Below are 13,865 nucleotides of genomic sequence, written 5' to 3' on the forward strand. Positions count from 1 at the left end.
GTTCAGCTAGCGAACGCGTCCACGTGGATCACGAACCGGATGTCGGCGATCGCGCCTTCGTCGGTCTGCCACGGCGTGTAGGTCTCGGCCGACAGCCGCGTTTGCATCACCACGCCGCCCAGCGTCGGATTCAGCGCCAGATAGTCCGCCACGGCCTGCAACAGCTCGTACACCCGGTCCCGGACCGCCTTGGCATCGGTGTCACCCGAGAACGTCGACGCCAGGCAGGAGATGTCGTAGGACTCCCGGTCCGGTTCCCGCGCCAACTGCTCGCGGGTGCGGGTCGACTCCACACCCGGCTCACCGGCAACGCCGCTGAACCCGATGCAGATCACATCGACCTCGGTGGTGATCGGCTGGCCGTCGGAGATCTGCACGTCCGGGACCGCCGCGGTCAGGCCCGACACCAGCGCGTCCAGCGCCGCCGGGACCGTGGAGACGGTTGTCATGCGGCACGATCCGGCTCAAGCACCGGCCACGCCTCGGTCAGCCAGCCGATCGCTTCTGTCCACGTGGCGAAGCACCGCCGCTTTCCCCAGCAGGCACCGTCCGGGCACCACTCGTAGACGCCCCATGGCCGCTCAGGGACGACCGACCACTCGGGACGGTCCTTCCTGATGCGCCAGTTCGTCATCACGCCACCCCCGGAACCGGGTCGCCCAGCAGCTCCAGCGCGCGCCGCGGCACCGAGAACGTCGACCCGCCCGCGGACGCCGTGACCAGCTCGGTCTCACCCAGTTGCGGTCGGCCGCCGCCGACGCCCCGCTGCGTCTCCCACATGTGCTTGATGATGATCAGCGCCGCGCGGGAGATGTTCGCCGCCACCGACGACCTCCCCGCCACGTACTCGACGTCGATGTTGCCGACGCCGTACCGCCAGCAGTACGGCACGCCGGACAGGACCCGGCGCAGGATCCCCGCCTCGGCGTCCAGCCAGTAGCCGCCAGCGTCCACCTCGGTGCCGGACTCGGTCACGGACGTGACCGACAGGACCGGGGCGTGTGACAACGTCAGCGACTCCCGGCCGCCGTCGAAGGTCTCGGTGTGGGTGGTGCGGACCACGGCGCCGACGTGGTTCTCGATGACCTCGGTCGCCGCCAGCACGAACCCGCGCAGCTCCTCGTCGTCGGTGGTGCGGGCCAGCGGGATGTTCAGGTGCCGTTTGGTGTCGGCCAGGCTCACCAACTGCCGCGGGTCGGCGGCCAGCACCTCGAACACGTCGCTGTAGGCGAACACCGGGTCCGTCGTGACCAGCCGCCACACGTGCCGCCCGGCCTGCGTCGTGGTGTAGTCCACGACCACCTTGCCGGTCTCGGCGGGCGGCAGACTCACCGACGGCGTTGCAGTCGTCCCGTCGGGCAGCGTGATCGTCAACGTCGCCGTGGCCGGGTCGGCCAGGGTCCCGCCGGCGTCGCGGACGTCCACCGCCACCCGGTAGACGCCCCCAAGGTCGATCACGCCTCAGCCGCTCCTGCGCGGGCTACGCGGCCTGCTCGCGGCCTTCGACCTGACGGACTTCGCCTCGGCCTCCGGCTTGGGCTCGGCACGTTCCTGCACGTCCTCGGCGGGCGGGACGGCCTTCTCGACGGGCCGCTCGGCGACCGGATCGGCCATGCCCGCCGCGCACAGGTCCGCGGCCTCGGCGTCGGGCAGGTCGACGACCTCACCGCGCGGCGGCCACGGGACCCCGTCGCGGGTACCGGACAGTTCGACCTTGAGCCTGATCTTCATCCCGTCGCCTCTCAGGAGTGGCTGACCGGCTTGAACCGGGGCGCGCCGAGGATGAACGTCGCGGAGTACACCCCGCCCGTGGACGGGGACCCCGTCACGGTGGACACCGCCCGCACGTACCGCTTGGTTGGTCGCACCTCGACCATCGTCACCGCCTCGTCGGCGTCGTCGGCCAGGGTCGGCAGCGTGCCGCGCACGTTCCCCGCGGCGACGGCGGCCCAGCCGGTGGAGCCGTCCGCCGACTCCTGCACGGTGATGGCGTGGTCCCCGTCGGTGACGGTCCCGGCGTCGACGACCAGCACCACATCCTGCATGCCGCCGTTCTGCACGGTGTCGACCGCGGACCCGTTCGCCGTAGCCGTACGCGCGGCCGGGCCGAGCGACCGCACGACGACGACGTCGTCATAGGTGGGCATCTCTTCCCCTTCTGCTGGAACGGCCGGGCGGGCCCCCTCGCGTGAAACCCGCCCGGCCGCGTTCTGGTGAGACCGAGCCGCAGGACCCTAACTGGCGTTCCCGATGAAGTACTTCACCGCGCCGGTGAGGTCGACCAGCGCCGAGTCCGCACGCATCAGGGCCCTGAAGGAGACCAGGTCGGACCCGAATGCGTAGTCGTCGCTGCGCTCGAACCTGATCCCTCCGGCGAGCCGGACGAAGTACTGCGAGAAATCCCCGAACAGCACCGACTTGGCGCTGTTGGCGACCGCCGGGACGTTCGGGTCGGTCAAGACCGGCTTGCCCAGGATGGTGTCCGGGGCGCCGGCGACGAGCGACGGCTGCCACAGGTACTGGCCGTTCTCGTCCTTGAGCTTGCGGACCTCACCCGCCGTCGCGTCCTTCATCAGCCACCGGCAGGCGGTACTCATCCGGTACGGCGCGATCACCGAGTAGAACAGGTCGATGAGATCGTCCGCGGTGAACCCACCGGCCGGTGTCGCGCTGGCCGCGCCGGTCTTGCCGAGGGTCGCGTCGGTCACCACGCCGCGCGGCTGCGAGGACCCGGTGCCGGTGACGGCGTGCGCGCCGAACGCGTTGCCCAGCGCCCGCCCGGCCTGCATGGCCAGGTAGCCCTCCAGGTCCACGCCGGTGTCGGTCAGCAGCTCCCGGGACACCTGGATCATGGTTCCGTACTTGTAGGCGCCCAGGGTGACCTGCCCGAACGCGGGGTCCGACTCGGAGATCGAGCCCGCCTCGGTGACGATCGCCGCGCTGGAATGCGACGTGGTCTTGGGAACCTGAATGGACTCGCCCGAGGCGGTGTTCAGGATCGTCGCGCCGGACTGCATGATGGCGCTGGTCTCGATCAGATGCGCGACAAGCCGGTCGTAGAAGCTGGTCGGGACCGTGTTGGCGCCCGCGCTGGCCGACAGCTTGGACAGGTCACGGAAGTTCACCGGGCCGGTCGGCTTGACCTCGTAGGCGCGCGGGCCCTCGCCGCGCAGGAACGCCCGCAGTTCCTCGTCGGTGTGCTGCCGCTGCTGCACGCCGGGCTCGGCGGGCTTACCCGCCACCCGCTCGAACGCCTCGTCGGCGGCCTTGGCGCGCTCCTCGACCTCCAACGCCGACTTGATGCGCTTGTCCAGGGCGTCCAGTTCGCCGTTCAGGCCGTCCCAGGTGCCCTGCTCCTCCGCGGTGAACGCGCGGTTCTCCTCGGCTGCGCGGTCGGCCAGCTCCTTCGCCTGCTCCCAGACGTTGGCACGCCGGTCCCGCAGCCTCTTGACGATCTCGCTCACGGCGAGACCTCCCCTCAAGGTCGTTCGCTTGCATGGCTGCGAGGTGCTGGATGGCTACCCCGACCCGCTGTCACCCGGCGGGCTCGACAAATCCGCTTGTCCCCGGGCCTGCGCTACCGCAGGGCAGGGCGACCACCGGTGGCTGATGCCTGCCAGTGGCCCCTGGAATAGACCCTGGACTTACGCCCAGGGGTCGGACCGGCGGGCCAGCAGCGCCGCCGCCGCGGCCGGCCCGAACGTGCGCTTCTCCTTCTTGACCGGCTTACCGGACCTGTCGGTGCGCACGAAGAACTTGCGCAGCTCGTCGGCCTCGGCGAGCTTGCGGACCTCTTCCACATCGGCGCCCACGTGCGCCGCCAGCGACCGCATCGACGCCGAGGTGTCGGTGTAGGCCGGGGTGTTCACCGGCGCCACGTCGATGAGCTGAACGCTGTGCAGGCGGCGCGTCGGGAACCCCTGGTCGTTTACGCCCCACTCGTCGCCCTCGGGCATCACCCGGAACGCGAACGAGCTCTTGCGGACGTCGCCGCGCGCCACCAGCTCCACGATGTCGGCTCGCGAGGACGGCGGATCCACGTCGTAGGTCAGGCCCGTGTCGTCCACCGACAGATGAAGCGTCCCGCCGCCGGTGCTGCCCAGCAGCATGTTGTCGTCGTGGTTGTACCGGGCGATCACGTCCGGCCAGCCGTCCCCGCGGCTCTTGTTGAACGCGCTGCGCTCCACGACCTCGACGAACCCGCCCAGGTTCTGCGAGTAGCGGTTGAAAATGGCGGCGTACCCGCCGATGCGGCGGCGCTCACCATCCGCCCGCACCTCCACTGGCACCGCGGTGAACCGGCGCTCCAGCTCGATCGTCACTGTCCTGTCCTTCCGGTCACACGTAGCGGCACCACGGCGCCCTCCCCATTGCCATCCCCGGCCGCCGGCGACGGCTCCGCCCCGGCCTTCAGCGGCTCGTAACCGGCGCCCTGGCCGTCGGGCAGCGGCGCCATGTCCTCCAGCGCCCGGATCTCATCGCGCGACAGCACGCCGATCTCCCGCGCCGTCTTGTAGTTCGCCCACCGCGTGCTGGAGTCCGCGCGGATCAGCGCATCGGCGTTGAACCGCACGTACTGCGAGGACGGCAGCAGCCGATTAAACGCCGACTCCAGCTTGGTCAGCCACGGCAGCAGCGTGAACTGCAAGAACTGAATCGCCTGCATCTCGGTGTTGGCGTAGGTCATGCTCGCGCCGGACTCGCCGCCGAGCATCTCCGGCGGAATGCCGTACACGTTCGCGATCTGCGTCGCCGACAGCCGCATCGTCTCCACGAACTTCGCCTCATTCGGAGACACCGAGATCGGCTCGAACTCCCAATCCCGGCCGTACACGATCGGCTGACGCGACCGGATCGCCGACGTCAGCCGCGCCTTGATGACGTTGGCGTCCTTCTGATCCACCGTCTGCTCGGTGTTGCGGAACGTGGCTGGCGGCACCCCGCCCGCGGCGAACCAGTCCTGGCTGAACTGCTGCGCCGCAAGGCCCGTCGACACCGTCGCCGCGAACGCCTGCAACGGCGACAGGCCCCACACCCGGCCCGGCAGCGTGAACCACGGGATGTGGACGATGTCCTCGGCCGGGACGACGCGGCCCTGCCAATACCAGATCGGGTCGGTGAACGACCCGGGACCGAACATCTGATCGTCCTGGACGTGCACCTCGTCCGGGTTCAGCCACTCCACCATCGTCGGGAACTCGAAGTCGTCCCGCGCCGTGACTAGCCCGACCGCGTTACCCCGGTACACCATGGACGTCACCGCGCGGAACAGCCAGTCGTACAAGGTCCCCTGCACGCTGGGATTCCAGAACAGGTCCGGGACACGCTCCAGCTTGACCCTGGCACTACCCGACCGCCGGTAGGTCTGCAACGGCAGCGACGCCACCGACGACGCCAGCAGCCGGCCCGCAGCGTACACGGGCGCAAGCTGAAGCGCCCGCTGCACGTCCACCTGCGCGGGCGCCGCCGGACCACCCTGCTCCCACGGCACCGACGTAATAGCGCGCTGCTCGACGCGGCGCCGCCACGGCCACCTCACCACACGCTCCCCAACAGGTCGTATGCCGGTTGTGTCTCCAGCAGCCACGCCGCGCCCGTCGCCGACACGATCGGGGAGATATCCGCCGACTTGCGCCGCGACCACGTCCACAGGTCGTCACCCACGAACCGCTTCACCGCGCCCGCCAGCGCCGCCTCGTACTCCGGCCGCCCGTCATGGGTGATGCCGCGCGTCGCCACCAGCTTCTCCAGGTGCCCGCACGCCCGGCCCATGTCCTGCGCGGTGAACAACTCCACCCGGATCCCCAGCTCCTCCAGGCCCGGCAGCAGCGCCGACACCGCCCCGGCCGCGAACGCCGCGAACCTCGCCCCCGGATACCGGTCCGCCAGCTCCTTCACACGCCCCCCAGGGCCCTCCAACCACGCCGCGCCGGCCCGATAGTCCGCCAGCTCCAGATGAGGACGGCCCTCACGCAACACCGCCGCGCTGATACTGGCCGACGACAGGCCCGGCGAGCAGTCGATGAAGAAGCACGGCGTCCCCTCCGGCCGCTCAGGCAAGTCCACAAAGCACGCCGCCCAGTCCGCGGGCTCGATCGGCCGCTGCTCGTCCTCCGGCAGGTCAAACCAGCCCAGCCGCTCCCGCCCGAATTCGGCCACCGGCAGCGCCCGCCGCTCCGACCGCACATACTCGTAGGTGATCCGCCGCCCCAGCGCCGGATTCGCCAGCGGCCACAGCGACTCATCGTCCAGCGCACACCCCGGCTCGGCCCCCGCCGCGTGCGTGCAGTCACGGCCACGCTCGCACGGCGGGTCATCCCACCCGCCCGGCGCGCACCACTCCACCCAGATCAGCGACGGATCCCCGCCTTTGCGGCCGCGATCCCGCAGCGACCGCAGATAATCGCTCGACCCCAGCCCCGCCGACGACCCGTACACGATCTGCGGATCCTCACGCGCCGACAACGTCGGGATCAGCGCACCCATGCTCTCCGCGGACAAGAACAGCGCCTCGTCCATCACCAGGCGCTTACCGCCCAGGCCACGCCCGCCGCCCTTCGACCGGGCCAGGAACTCCAGCCGCGCACCGCTGTGCAGCTCGACGGCCTCCTCGCCGTTGGCGTAGGTGACCTTCTTCACCCGCCGCGACAAGTCCGCGCACCCGTCGATCAGCCGCACCACGTCCGCGAACGCGTCCCGCGCCGTCCGGAACAGGTGCGCCGTCCACACGATCCGGTCCGCGTCGAACAAGAACAAGTCCGCCAGCACCACCGGCAGGATGCAGCCTGAGGTCTTGCCGTTCTGCCGGCTTTGGACGACCGCGGCCTCCAACGCCACCCACCGGCCACCCGGCCCGTAGGACAGCATCGCGTCCACCGCAAGCCGCTGCTCGGCATCCAGCGTCCGCCCAGCCATCTCCGCCAGGTCGATCGCCTCGTCCCCGTACGACCCGGCCCGCTCCGGCACCCACAAATGCGCCGGCCGGACCAGCTCAGCCTCAGCCACCCGATGCCTTCCGCCGGCGCCGCTCCGCCAGCTCATCCAAGCGATCCGCCGCCTTCGGCGCGTCAGCGAGCGCGGCATCCATCACCGCGCGCAACTCCCTCGACAGCGACGCCTTCGCCGCCCCGGTGTCGAACTGCGACCCCATCAGGCCCGCCAGCACCACCGCCTGCTGCCCCAACGCCGTTTCCAGCCGGTCAGCGGCCTCCAGCTCGGCCCGCACCGCCTGCACGAGCGGGCTCGCCGCCGCATCACCCGGCTGCGGCGCAAGCTCAACAACCTCGGCCGATCCGGCCTTGCCTGGCTTGCCCGGCTTGCGATGCGCCCGCGAGCGGCACGTGCTGCCGCAGAACCGCGCGTTGGACCGCTTCGGCGTAAACGGCCGACCGCACGACTCACACTCACGCGTCACCGCGACCTCCCTAAACGTCGCACCGCAGCACAACGGAGAGAATTTTGAGTGCGAGATGGGTCCGCGCTGCCGAACGTGAAAAAACCGGGCTATTTCACCAGCGGCTTCGGAACCGGCTCGCCGCCTGCCGGAGCCTGTTGCGTTTCTTGGCCCCGGCGGACCTGTTGCAATGGGAGTGCGAGAATCCGCGGTAGCCGGTGCGGTCGTCGGTGTGGTCGAGGTCGAGTGACTGCCCGTGCTCCATGACCTGGCCGCACCTGGTGCACGGCTGGCCGTACGCCTGCGATAGTAGCCGTCTGCGTAGGCGCTGGTGCGTGGTGCCGTAGCCGCGGACGGTGCTGCTGGCCTTGGCCATGGTCGGGTTCACCTCCGCGTGAATGGTCCGGTGTTGGCCATCCGCGGCCGATATGCCGCGATCTTGTGGGTGGTGGCGGACACTGGGGTGCATGGCGATGCCTCGTGACCCTGGTGACCCGATCCAGTACCCGTCCTACGCGGTCCCGCCGCCGATGCCGTCGCAGGCGCGTAAGCGCATCACGGGGGGCGCGCACACGGTGCACCTGGTGTTGACGGTGTGCACGTGCGGGGCGTGGGGTGTGGTGTGGTTTCTGCACTGGCTGTTCACCAGGTCGAAGACCACGTACCGGTGAGGTTGTGCCGCGTCCCGGGCGGGGCTGTGCGGCCGTGGCGTGCCGTCGTGCGCGAGGTGCGGGGGCGCATGACGGGAGGCGGCCGGTAGCGGCCCGCCCGGGGCGCGGGCCCGAGAGAGGGGGCCTGTACAGCAGTGAGCCCCGCTTTGGCGGGGCCCGGGGGCTCAGCCCCGTGCGGGGCTGAGGTGACACGTCACCTAGTTATCACGGTCGATCTTCGCCCGAGGTCGCGGGGTCTGTCAATCTGCTGCGGTCGTATGTTGCCTGTCTGCGCGCGTATGACGTGTCGGCGGCGTCCCAGGAGTAGCGGACGGGGTTGCGTCCTGTGCGCGGCCAGGTGTCCTCGGATGCCCAGCGGTAGACGGTGGCGAGTGGGATGCGGTAGAAGCGGGCGATCTCACGGGCGGTGGCGTGGGTGGGGAGCGTCATCACCAGCCCATCTCCAGGATGAGCCACAGCAGCATCGCCGCCGGGAACAGCACGACCAGCGCGAAGGTCGCCCAGTACAGGAACGCCAGCTTGCGGCGCGAGATCGGGCGGCCGTGCTCGTCCACAATCATGACGGCAGTCCGATCCCGTGATGCGCGGCGACGACTTCGACGGTGCGGCACGGCCAGTCGGGGCGCTCGGACTCGTAGCCGTCGAAGTCGTCGCCTGCGCATTCGTGCCGCTCGTCCTCGGCGTGCAGGTCGAGGATGGCGCGGGTGAGCGGGTCGCTGATCTCGGCCAGGGCACGGCGTGCGGCCTCTAGGCGCTGCTCGCGCTCGGCCTGACGCTTGCGGCTCTGGGCAGCGTCGCGTTCGGCCTGCTCGCGTTCCTCGGCGGTGGGTTCGATGGCGCCAGCGTCCAGCAGCACCTCACGCGGGACGGGCACGAACCCTGAACGCATCACGCCGAACTCGATCGGCCTCACGACGCTTCCATCAGGCTGCGGATGGCACGCGCACGCTCTTCGACGCTGTAGCCGTCGGCGAAGATCTCGATCAGGCGTGGCAGCGCGTCGTAGGGATGGACGGCGGTCTGCTCGATCTCGTAGACGACTCGCCCCGCTGCTCCGAGCGTCAGTGGAGTGCTGAGCGCCAGATCACGACTGGCGTGGAGCCAGGTGTACTCGTCCCGCCCTTTGCCATCTTCGCTCATCTGTCCGTCCTCCCTAGTCAAGAAGCCTGCGGGCGCAGGTATTCACGCCCGAACCTTCGCCACTGTGACGGCTCCATGGACAGGCCGCACGTCCCGTCGCAGTAGATCTCCGACTCGCGGGTGTCGTCCTCGGCCCGCACGGTCGCGTACAGCGTCCCGCCACACGCCTGGTCGTCCACCACGCCACGACAGGGGCCGATGGCGATCCTGCGGGCCCCTGAGGGTGCCACGAGGGCACGCGCGCGTCCCACCAGTCCCCGCATCACCGGAGGGCACTCCACGGCGGCGACGGGGTGTGCGGCGATCCAGTCGACGTGCGTGCCGAGCCACGCGGCGATCTCGCTCACCCGGTTGTCGGGCAGGCCGGCCAGTCCGCGCTCCTCGGCGACGTATCTCACCCACCATGCCAGGTCGTGGCGGATCTGGTCGCGGTGGTCGGCGACGGCGGGGTTGATCGGCAGGGGCTCGCTGCTGGATCCGGAGACGCGGTTGCCGTAGCGGGGTGAGGAGCCGTGGGCGAGGACGGTCTCAAGGTCGTTGTGGAGGTTGCCGAGGTCGTGGATGTCCTTGCGCAGCCGGGCGCGGCACCCGGCGCACAGCCTGAGGCTGGGCAGGGCGCGGGGCGCGTCGTCCTCACCGTGGTTGACGCACAGGTCGCTCAACGCCGGTTCCAGTCGCGCCGGTTCCAGTTCAGGTGGTCCCAGTTCTGCGCGGCCTGCCTGTTCGTTTCGGCGGCGCGCTCCCAGTTCTCCTTGGCGATCTTCCAATTGGCCTCGGCCCGCTTCCAGTTCTCTTCGGCGATCTTCCAGTCCTTGCGCGCCTGCCTGGCGAAGTGGATCGTGAAGCCGCTGGCGATGATGGAGATGAGCAGGATGGTGATCACCGTGCCTCCCTCGGGCAGATGTTGAAGCAGGTCCTGTTGTGCTTGGTGCACAGGCCGTCGTAGGTCAGGCCCCGGTAGCAGGGCAGGCGCAGCCGGTGCGAGCGGTGGACGCACAGCCGGTGGTAGCCGCCGTGGTAGGTGCGAAGGAGCCGGTGGATCACGGCGTCTCCTTGGCGGGCTGGTCGAGGGCGGCGAGCAGGGTCTTGGCCTGGGCGTGCGGGCATGGCGGGCTGAAGCCGTGGGCCTGGCAGAACCCGTTGTGGTCGAAGTGGCAGTCGTCGGGGTCCACCAGTTCGCGCAGCAGGTCCACGTAGGTCCGCTCGGGCATGTGCGCTCTCATCGCCGCGATCACCCGGTCGGCGGTGGCGTCGTCGACCTCGATGCAGTCCACCGGGTGCCGGCCGGGGACGGAGACGTGCAGGGTGACGTGGCGGCCGCCGTCCGGGGTGTCGGGGGCGGCCAGGACCAGCGCCAGCAGAGCGTCGGCCGCGTCCACGGGGATGTGGTGGTCCAGGGTGAGGTGCCCGTCCCCTCCGGGGTGGGTGACGCACAGGGTCACGTGACGGGTCTGGGGCGGGGTGGTCATCGGGCTTCTCCCTGCTTGCGGATCTCCTCGGTGAGTTCCTGGACGGCGCTGATCAGCGCGCCGAGCATGAACACGGTCGCGACGGCCATGCGTGCCTCGACGACCTGCGTGGGGCGCTCACCGCCGTCGATCGCGGACAGGTGGTCGTTGGCCTTGGCGACGTTGGCGTTGATGTTGTCGGCGTGCGTCATCGGGTCTCCTCGGTGTGCGGATCGCTGAGAGCGCCTGTGGGGGCCTGAGAGGCGCGGGGGGCACCTGGGACACTCTGGAGACGGCGGTCGCCCGGCAGCGGCGCGCTCGTGGCCGTCCCGGGGCTTCCGGCCCCTGAGGGCCGGGCGTAGTCGGGCCCGATCTGCTCGACGCACGCCCAGCAGCCCGGCCGGGTGCCGATCAGGCCGTGGGTGTCGTCGCGCCGGACGTGCGGGATCAGGACGCTGTGCGGACGCTCGCTCACCGGTCCTCCTTGATCGCGTCCAGCAGGGCGGCGAACTGGTCGCGGGTCGGGGGCAGCTCCGGCCTGGCCGGGTCGGCGGAGTCGGTGAGCACGACGTGCGTCGCCAGTCCGGACACATCGGCGCCCGCCTTCAGGCTCTTGTGCGCGAGTTCGGCGGCGGTGATCCACTCGGCGGGCAGGTCGTGCAGGTACACCTCGCCGTGGATCATCACGCCGGTACGGGACGCCGACAGCAGGCAGCTATTCAGCTCGGCGGCGGTCAGGTCGCGGTACCAGCGCACGACCGGGCCATCCATGATCGTGTGGGTGACGGTGACGACGGGCTCAGGCATCGGTGCTCTCTCCTCGGATCTTGGCGGCGGCTCGGCGCCACTCGGTGTTGGGCGGGGACGGCGGTCCCTTCGGCGCGATCGGCAGCGGCCGGGGGTGGGGCCACCATCCTTCGGCGTGCAGGTCCTCCACGAACCGGCGGGCGAAGGAGTCGGGGTCGGCCATGCCGGTGGCCCACGGGCGGATGCGGCGGGCGAGTTCGGCGGCGGCGCGGTCCATCTCGGCCTGCAAGGTCGGGTCACGGTCGGTCATGCCGGGGCGGGGTGCGGGGGTAGTCATGCCAACTCCAGCGAGGTCTGGTCGCCCTGCCGCTCGCCGCGGGCGAGGTGTTCGACGGCGGCGGCGCAGTAGTCCGGGCTCAGCTCGATACCGATCGCGGACCGGCCCGCGCGCCGGGCGGCCACGAGCATCCCGCCGCCGCCGACGAACGGGTCCAGGATCGTCCCGCCGGGTGGCGCGGCCTGTGCGCACAGGTCGAACACTTCGCGGGGCTTCTCGGTGATGTGCACCCGTTCCGAGCGGTGCGGCGAGGCGGCGTTGACGTGGCCGACCAAGCAGGGCGCGTAGTCGGGTTCCTTGCGGAGCGGGCCCGCTGACGCCCATACGCCGTATTCGGCCTGCTGCCAGAACCCGCCTTTGACGGGGCGGCAGCGGCCCAGGGGCTTGGTCCAGGGGATGATGCCGCGCCAGATCCAGCCGCCCGCTTGTACGGCGTCGGTGGTGGTGGGCAGTTGCCGCCAGTCGGTGAACACCACCAGCAGCGCCCCGGGCTTGGCGACGCGCAGGCACTCGGCCAGCCACAGCGAGCACCAGGCCAGGTATGAGCGCTGGTCGCGGTTGTCGCCGGTGAACGCCGGCCCGGCCAGTGCGGCGCCCGTGTGGACGTACTTGGTCGCGGTGTCCCGGGTGGTGCGGTCGCCGCGGAACAGGCCGCCGCTGCTGTAGGGCGGGTCGGCTATGACGGCGTCCGCGCAGGCGCCGGGCAGATCGCGCAGGATGGCGAGCGCGTCGCCCTGGTAGAGCGTTACGCCGTCGCGGTTGTAGTAGGGGGTCATTGGGCGGACCCCTTGACGGGTGTGGCTCATGCAGGCTCCTTACCGGGACGGCGGAACGCCCTCGCGGTGAGCTGTCGCAGCTCCTGCGAGCGGTCGGCGCCGGGCGGCAGGGCGGGGGCGGGTTCGCGGCGGCCGGACGCGACGGCTTCGCGCTGCTCGCGCAGGGCGGCCAGGTACACGGCCGTGTTCTCGTCGCCGGGCACGGGGACGTACTGGAAGTCGTACAGCCGCTCGGCCCGCACCCGCTTCACCTCGGCAGCGATCTCTGCGGGCGCCACGAACGGCTGCCGGGCGGCGATGGTGCGCACGGCCTCCCGGCAGTCGGCCAGCTCCAGGGCGCCGAGGATGTCGTGCCAGGCGTCGGGGGTGTACTCGTCGATCTGCTGCCCAGGGCAGCACGCCTTGACGTAGCGGGTGAGCAAGACGGCCTCTCGCGGCGTCACTGGGTCTCCTCGCGGGCTATGGCGCGTCGCATGGCGCGGTCGAACAATTCGTTGGTGGCCTGCTGGCGGCGGTCGATGGGGACGACGCTGGCGGCGGGCCGTATCGGTTTTTTCGCCGATTGGCGGATCCATTTCTGCCAGGCGTCGGGCCAGGATTTGCGGCGGGCGCCGGTGGATCGGAAATGGGAGATGAATTGTGCGGTCTCGTATTCGATGTCGACGGCCGTGCCGTAGGTGGCCACGGCCCAGCGGCGCATGGAATCGGTGGGCTTGAAATCGTCGGGGATCTCGGTGAGGCCGTCAGGCCGTGGGCGCGCCGCCGGGGGGTGGGTGCGCGTCTCGCGCGCGCGCGCGTTGGGGGCGGGGACGGTTCTGGACGGTTCATAGGACGGTTTGGCGGACGTGGATGACCGCCCGGGGCGGTCATCCACGTCCCCCCGCTCGGTCATGGGTGACCGGGCGGACGTGGATGACCACCCGTCAAGATCACTACGGGTGGTCATGACGAGGTCATAAACCACCGGGCGGCGGTCCGGAGGAAGGTGTTCGACAATGCGCTGGTCGCCTTTGCGGATGAGACCAAGCCGCTGCAGCTCGGCCAGGTCCCGCCGCACCTGACGCTCACTTTTCCGCGTATACCTGGCGAGCGTCGGCTGGCTCGGATAGGCATTACGCCCATCCGGCATCGCGTGATTAGCGATTCCGATAAGCGTGCTCACCATCGACGGGGGCACGTCGGGAGCCTCATTCAGCACCCAGGAGATCGCCTCAACGCTCACGCGGCACCCCCTCCCATGCCCGGCGCAGCCGCGCCCGAACGAGCAGCACCATCCGCTCGGCCATGGTGAGGCCCTCGGCCGGCGGCGTTTGCAGCCAGTCGATGACCTCACCCACCAGGCGCCCCGACAAT

General features: G+C 70.5%; 27 protein-coding genes. 1 reads left to right on the forward strand and 26 read right to left on the reverse strand.

What is annotated here, in order from left to right:
- Positions 1-2: 2 nt before the first annotated feature.
- The 10 genes from ACGWYJ_RS29945 to ACGWYJ_RS29990 form a co-directional block, all read right to left on the reverse strand.
- Positions 3-449, reverse strand: a complete 447-nt coding sequence (locus tag ACGWYJ_RS29945; protein ID WP_395109785.1) for a hypothetical protein — start codon at positions 447-449, stop codon at positions 3-5.
- On the reverse strand, positions 446-634 hold the full coding sequence (locus ACGWYJ_RS29950; RefSeq protein WP_395109786.1) for a hypothetical protein: 189 nt from the start codon (positions 632-634) through the stop codon (positions 446-448). The genes ACGWYJ_RS29945 and ACGWYJ_RS29950 overlap by 4 nt, the downstream gene beginning before the upstream one ends.
- A complete protein-coding gene (locus tag ACGWYJ_RS29955) occupies positions 634-1,458 on the reverse strand; it encodes a hypothetical protein (RefSeq protein WP_395109787.1) in 825 nt (274 codons plus the stop codon). The genes ACGWYJ_RS29950 and ACGWYJ_RS29955 overlap by 1 nt, the downstream gene beginning before the upstream one ends.
- Before the next feature lie 3 nt (positions 1,459-1,461).
- Positions 1,462-1,731, reverse strand: coding sequence for a hypothetical protein (locus tag ACGWYJ_RS29960; RefSeq protein ID WP_395109788.1), 270 nt, complete (start codon positions 1,729-1,731; stop codon positions 1,462-1,464).
- A gap of 11 nt (positions 1,732-1,742) precedes the next feature.
- Positions 1,743-2,147, reverse strand: a complete 405-nt coding sequence (locus ACGWYJ_RS29965; RefSeq protein ID WP_395109789.1) for a hypothetical protein — start codon at positions 2,145-2,147, stop codon at positions 1,743-1,745.
- Positions 2,148-2,234: 87 nt separating this feature from the next.
- Positions 2,235-3,464 carry a phage major capsid protein gene (locus ACGWYJ_RS29970; RefSeq protein ID WP_395109790.1) on the reverse strand — a complete coding sequence of 410 codons (1,230 nt, stop codon included), beginning with the start codon at positions 3,462-3,464 and terminating at the stop codon, positions 2,235-2,237.
- A gap of 180 nt (positions 3,465-3,644) precedes the next feature.
- On the reverse strand, positions 3,645-4,322 hold the full coding sequence (locus ACGWYJ_RS29975) for an HK97 family phage prohead protease (RefSeq protein WP_395109791.1): 678 nt from the start codon (positions 4,320-4,322) through the stop codon (positions 3,645-3,647).
- Positions 4,319-5,539, reverse strand: a complete 1,221-nt coding sequence (locus tag ACGWYJ_RS29980) for a phage portal protein (RefSeq protein WP_395109792.1) — start codon at positions 5,537-5,539, stop codon at positions 4,319-4,321. The genes ACGWYJ_RS29975 and ACGWYJ_RS29980 overlap by 4 nt, the downstream gene beginning before the upstream one ends.
- Positions 5,536-7,005 carry a hypothetical protein gene (locus ACGWYJ_RS29985; RefSeq protein ID WP_395109793.1) on the reverse strand — a complete coding sequence of 490 codons (1,470 nt, stop codon included), beginning with the start codon at positions 7,003-7,005 and terminating at the stop codon, positions 5,536-5,538. The genes ACGWYJ_RS29980 and ACGWYJ_RS29985 overlap by 4 nt, the downstream gene beginning before the upstream one ends.
- Positions 6,998-7,414 (reverse strand): hypothetical protein, encoded by a 417-nt coding sequence (locus ACGWYJ_RS29990; protein WP_395109794.1) that lies wholly within the window; start codon positions 7,412-7,414, stop codon positions 6,998-7,000. The genes ACGWYJ_RS29985 and ACGWYJ_RS29990 overlap by 8 nt, the downstream gene beginning before the upstream one ends.
- Positions 7,415-7,860: 446 nt before the next feature.
- Here ACGWYJ_RS29990 and ACGWYJ_RS29995 point away from each other — a divergent pair, with 446 nt between their 5' ends.
- Positions 7,861-8,064, forward strand: coding sequence for a hypothetical protein (locus ACGWYJ_RS29995; protein ID WP_395109795.1), 204 nt, complete (start codon positions 7,861-7,863; stop codon positions 8,062-8,064).
- A gap of 204 nt (positions 8,065-8,268) precedes the next feature.
- On the opposite strand, the gene ACGWYJ_RS30000 is transcribed toward ACGWYJ_RS29995, so the two are convergent.
- From ACGWYJ_RS30000 to ACGWYJ_RS30075, 16 genes are read right to left on the reverse strand one after another with little or no spacing between them, the layout of a single operon-like run.
- Positions 8,269-8,493, reverse strand: coding sequence for a hypothetical protein (locus ACGWYJ_RS30000; protein ID WP_395109796.1), 225 nt, complete (start codon positions 8,491-8,493; stop codon positions 8,269-8,271).
- Positions 8,493-8,624, reverse strand: a complete 132-nt coding sequence (locus ACGWYJ_RS30005; protein WP_395109797.1) for a hypothetical protein — start codon at positions 8,622-8,624, stop codon at positions 8,493-8,495. The genes ACGWYJ_RS30000 and ACGWYJ_RS30005 overlap by 1 nt, the downstream gene beginning before the upstream one ends.
- A complete protein-coding gene (locus ACGWYJ_RS30010; RefSeq protein ID WP_395109798.1) occupies positions 8,621-8,977 on the reverse strand; it encodes a hypothetical protein in 357 nt (118 codons plus the stop codon). Before ACGWYJ_RS30010 ends, ACGWYJ_RS30005 begins: the two co-directional genes overlap by 4 nt.
- On the reverse strand, positions 8,974-9,204 hold the full coding sequence (locus tag ACGWYJ_RS30015) for a hypothetical protein (protein WP_395109799.1): 231 nt from the start codon (positions 9,202-9,204) through the stop codon (positions 8,974-8,976). Before ACGWYJ_RS30015 ends, ACGWYJ_RS30010 begins: the two co-directional genes overlap by 4 nt.
- Positions 9,205-9,221: 17 nt before the next feature.
- Positions 9,222-9,866, reverse strand: a complete 645-nt coding sequence (locus tag ACGWYJ_RS30020) for a hypothetical protein (protein WP_395109800.1) — start codon at positions 9,864-9,866, stop codon at positions 9,222-9,224.
- Positions 9,863-10,087, reverse strand: coding sequence for a hypothetical protein (locus tag ACGWYJ_RS30025; protein ID WP_395109801.1), 225 nt, complete (start codon positions 10,085-10,087; stop codon positions 9,863-9,865). The genes ACGWYJ_RS30020 and ACGWYJ_RS30025 overlap by 4 nt, the downstream gene beginning before the upstream one ends.
- Entirely contained in the window at positions 10,084-10,248 is a 165-nt protein-coding gene (locus ACGWYJ_RS30030; protein WP_395109802.1) for a hypothetical protein, read from the reverse strand. Before ACGWYJ_RS30030 ends, ACGWYJ_RS30025 begins: the two co-directional genes overlap by 4 nt.
- Positions 10,245-10,673 (reverse strand): hypothetical protein, encoded by a 429-nt coding sequence (locus ACGWYJ_RS30035; protein WP_395109803.1) that lies wholly within the window; start codon positions 10,671-10,673, stop codon positions 10,245-10,247. Before ACGWYJ_RS30035 ends, ACGWYJ_RS30030 begins: the two co-directional genes overlap by 4 nt.
- Positions 10,670-10,864, reverse strand: coding sequence for a hypothetical protein (locus ACGWYJ_RS30040; RefSeq protein ID WP_395109804.1), 195 nt, complete (start codon positions 10,862-10,864; stop codon positions 10,670-10,672). The genes ACGWYJ_RS30035 and ACGWYJ_RS30040 overlap by 4 nt, the downstream gene beginning before the upstream one ends.
- Positions 10,861-11,127, reverse strand: a complete 267-nt coding sequence (locus tag ACGWYJ_RS30045) for a hypothetical protein (protein ID WP_395109805.1) — start codon at positions 11,125-11,127, stop codon at positions 10,861-10,863. Before ACGWYJ_RS30045 ends, ACGWYJ_RS30040 begins: the two co-directional genes overlap by 4 nt.
- The gene (locus ACGWYJ_RS30050; RefSeq protein WP_395109806.1) at positions 11,124-11,459 is read right to left on the reverse strand and encodes a hypothetical protein; all 336 of its coding nucleotides are present in this window, start codon (positions 11,457-11,459) and stop codon (positions 11,124-11,126) included. The genes ACGWYJ_RS30045 and ACGWYJ_RS30050 overlap by 4 nt, the downstream gene beginning before the upstream one ends.
- A complete protein-coding gene (locus ACGWYJ_RS30055; RefSeq protein WP_395109807.1) occupies positions 11,452-11,736 on the reverse strand; it encodes a hypothetical protein in 285 nt (94 codons plus the stop codon). Before ACGWYJ_RS30055 ends, ACGWYJ_RS30050 begins: the two co-directional genes overlap by 8 nt.
- Complete coding sequence (locus tag ACGWYJ_RS30060; protein ID WP_395109808.1) at positions 11,733-12,542, reverse strand: DNA-methyltransferase; 810 nt, start codon at positions 12,540-12,542, stop codon at positions 11,733-11,735. Before ACGWYJ_RS30060 ends, ACGWYJ_RS30055 begins: the two co-directional genes overlap by 4 nt.
- Positions 12,539-12,955, reverse strand: a complete 417-nt coding sequence (locus ACGWYJ_RS30065; protein WP_395109809.1) for a hypothetical protein — start codon at positions 12,953-12,955, stop codon at positions 12,539-12,541. The genes ACGWYJ_RS30060 and ACGWYJ_RS30065 overlap by 4 nt, the downstream gene beginning before the upstream one ends.
- On the reverse strand, positions 12,952-13,734 hold the full coding sequence (locus ACGWYJ_RS30070; RefSeq protein ID WP_395109810.1) for a helix-turn-helix domain-containing protein: 783 nt from the start codon (positions 13,732-13,734) through the stop codon (positions 12,952-12,954). Before ACGWYJ_RS30070 ends, ACGWYJ_RS30065 begins: the two co-directional genes overlap by 4 nt.
- On the reverse strand, positions 13,724-13,849 hold the full coding sequence (locus tag ACGWYJ_RS30075) for a hypothetical protein (RefSeq protein ID WP_395109811.1): 126 nt from the start codon (positions 13,847-13,849) through the stop codon (positions 13,724-13,726). The genes ACGWYJ_RS30070 and ACGWYJ_RS30075 overlap by 11 nt, the downstream gene beginning before the upstream one ends.
- Positions 13,850-13,865 lie beyond the last annotated feature (16 nt).

Source organism: Actinomadura sp. SCN-SB (assembly GCF_043906805.1).
In the GTDB taxonomy this organism is placed as follows: Bacteria; Actinomycetota; Actinomycetes; order Streptosporangiales; family Streptosporangiaceae; genus Spirillospora.

What these genes read in the sequence shown, in the direction of transcription:
- ACGWYJ_RS29945 (WP_395109785.1), bottom strand. Translation starts at nt 449, where the DNA reads ATGACAACCGTCTCCACGGTCCCGGCGGCGCTGGACGCGCTGGTGTCG.
- ACGWYJ_RS29950 (WP_395109786.1), bottom strand. Translation starts at nt 634, where the DNA reads ATGACGAACTGGCGCATCAGGAAGGACCGTCCCGAGTGGTCGGTCGTC.
- ACGWYJ_RS29960 (WP_395109788.1), bottom strand. Translation starts at nt 1,731, where the DNA reads ATGAAGATCAGGCTCAAGGTCGAACTGTCCGGTACCCGCGACGGGGTC.
- ACGWYJ_RS29965 (WP_395109789.1), bottom strand. Translation starts at nt 2,147, where the DNA reads ATGCCCACCTATGACGACGTCGTCGTCGTGCGGTCGCTCGGCCCGGCC.
- ACGWYJ_RS29995 (WP_395109795.1), top strand. Translation starts at nt 7,861, where the DNA reads ATGGCGATGCCTCGTGACCCTGGTGACCCGATCCAGTACCCGTCCTAC.
- ACGWYJ_RS30000 (WP_395109796.1), bottom strand. Translation starts at nt 8,493, where the DNA reads ATGACGCTCCCCACCCACGCCACCGCCCGTGAGATCGCCCGCTTCTAC.
- ACGWYJ_RS30005 (WP_395109797.1), bottom strand. Translation starts at nt 8,624, where the DNA reads ATGATTGTGGACGAGCACGGCCGCCCGATCTCGCGCCGCAAGCTGGCG.
- ACGWYJ_RS30015 (WP_395109799.1), bottom strand. Translation starts at nt 9,204, where the DNA reads ATGAGCGAAGATGGCAAAGGGCGGGACGAGTACACCTGGCTCCACGCC.
- ACGWYJ_RS30035 (WP_395109803.1), bottom strand. Translation starts at nt 10,673, where the DNA reads ATGACCACCCCGCCCCAGACCCGTCACGTGACCCTGTGCGTCACCCAC.
- ACGWYJ_RS30040 (WP_395109804.1), bottom strand. Translation starts at nt 10,864, where the DNA reads ATGACGCACGCCGACAACATCAACGCCAACGTCGCCAAGGCCAACGAC.
- ACGWYJ_RS30050 (WP_395109806.1), bottom strand. Translation starts at nt 11,459, where the DNA reads ATGCCTGAGCCCGTCGTCACCGTCACCCACACGATCATGGATGGCCCG.
- ACGWYJ_RS30055 (WP_395109807.1), bottom strand. Translation starts at nt 11,736, where the DNA reads ATGACTACCCCCGCACCCCGCCCCGGCATGACCGACCGTGACCCGACC.
- ACGWYJ_RS30060 (WP_395109808.1), bottom strand. Translation starts at nt 12,542, where the DNA reads ATGAGCCACACCCGTCAAGGGGTCCGCCCAATGACCCCCTACTACAAC.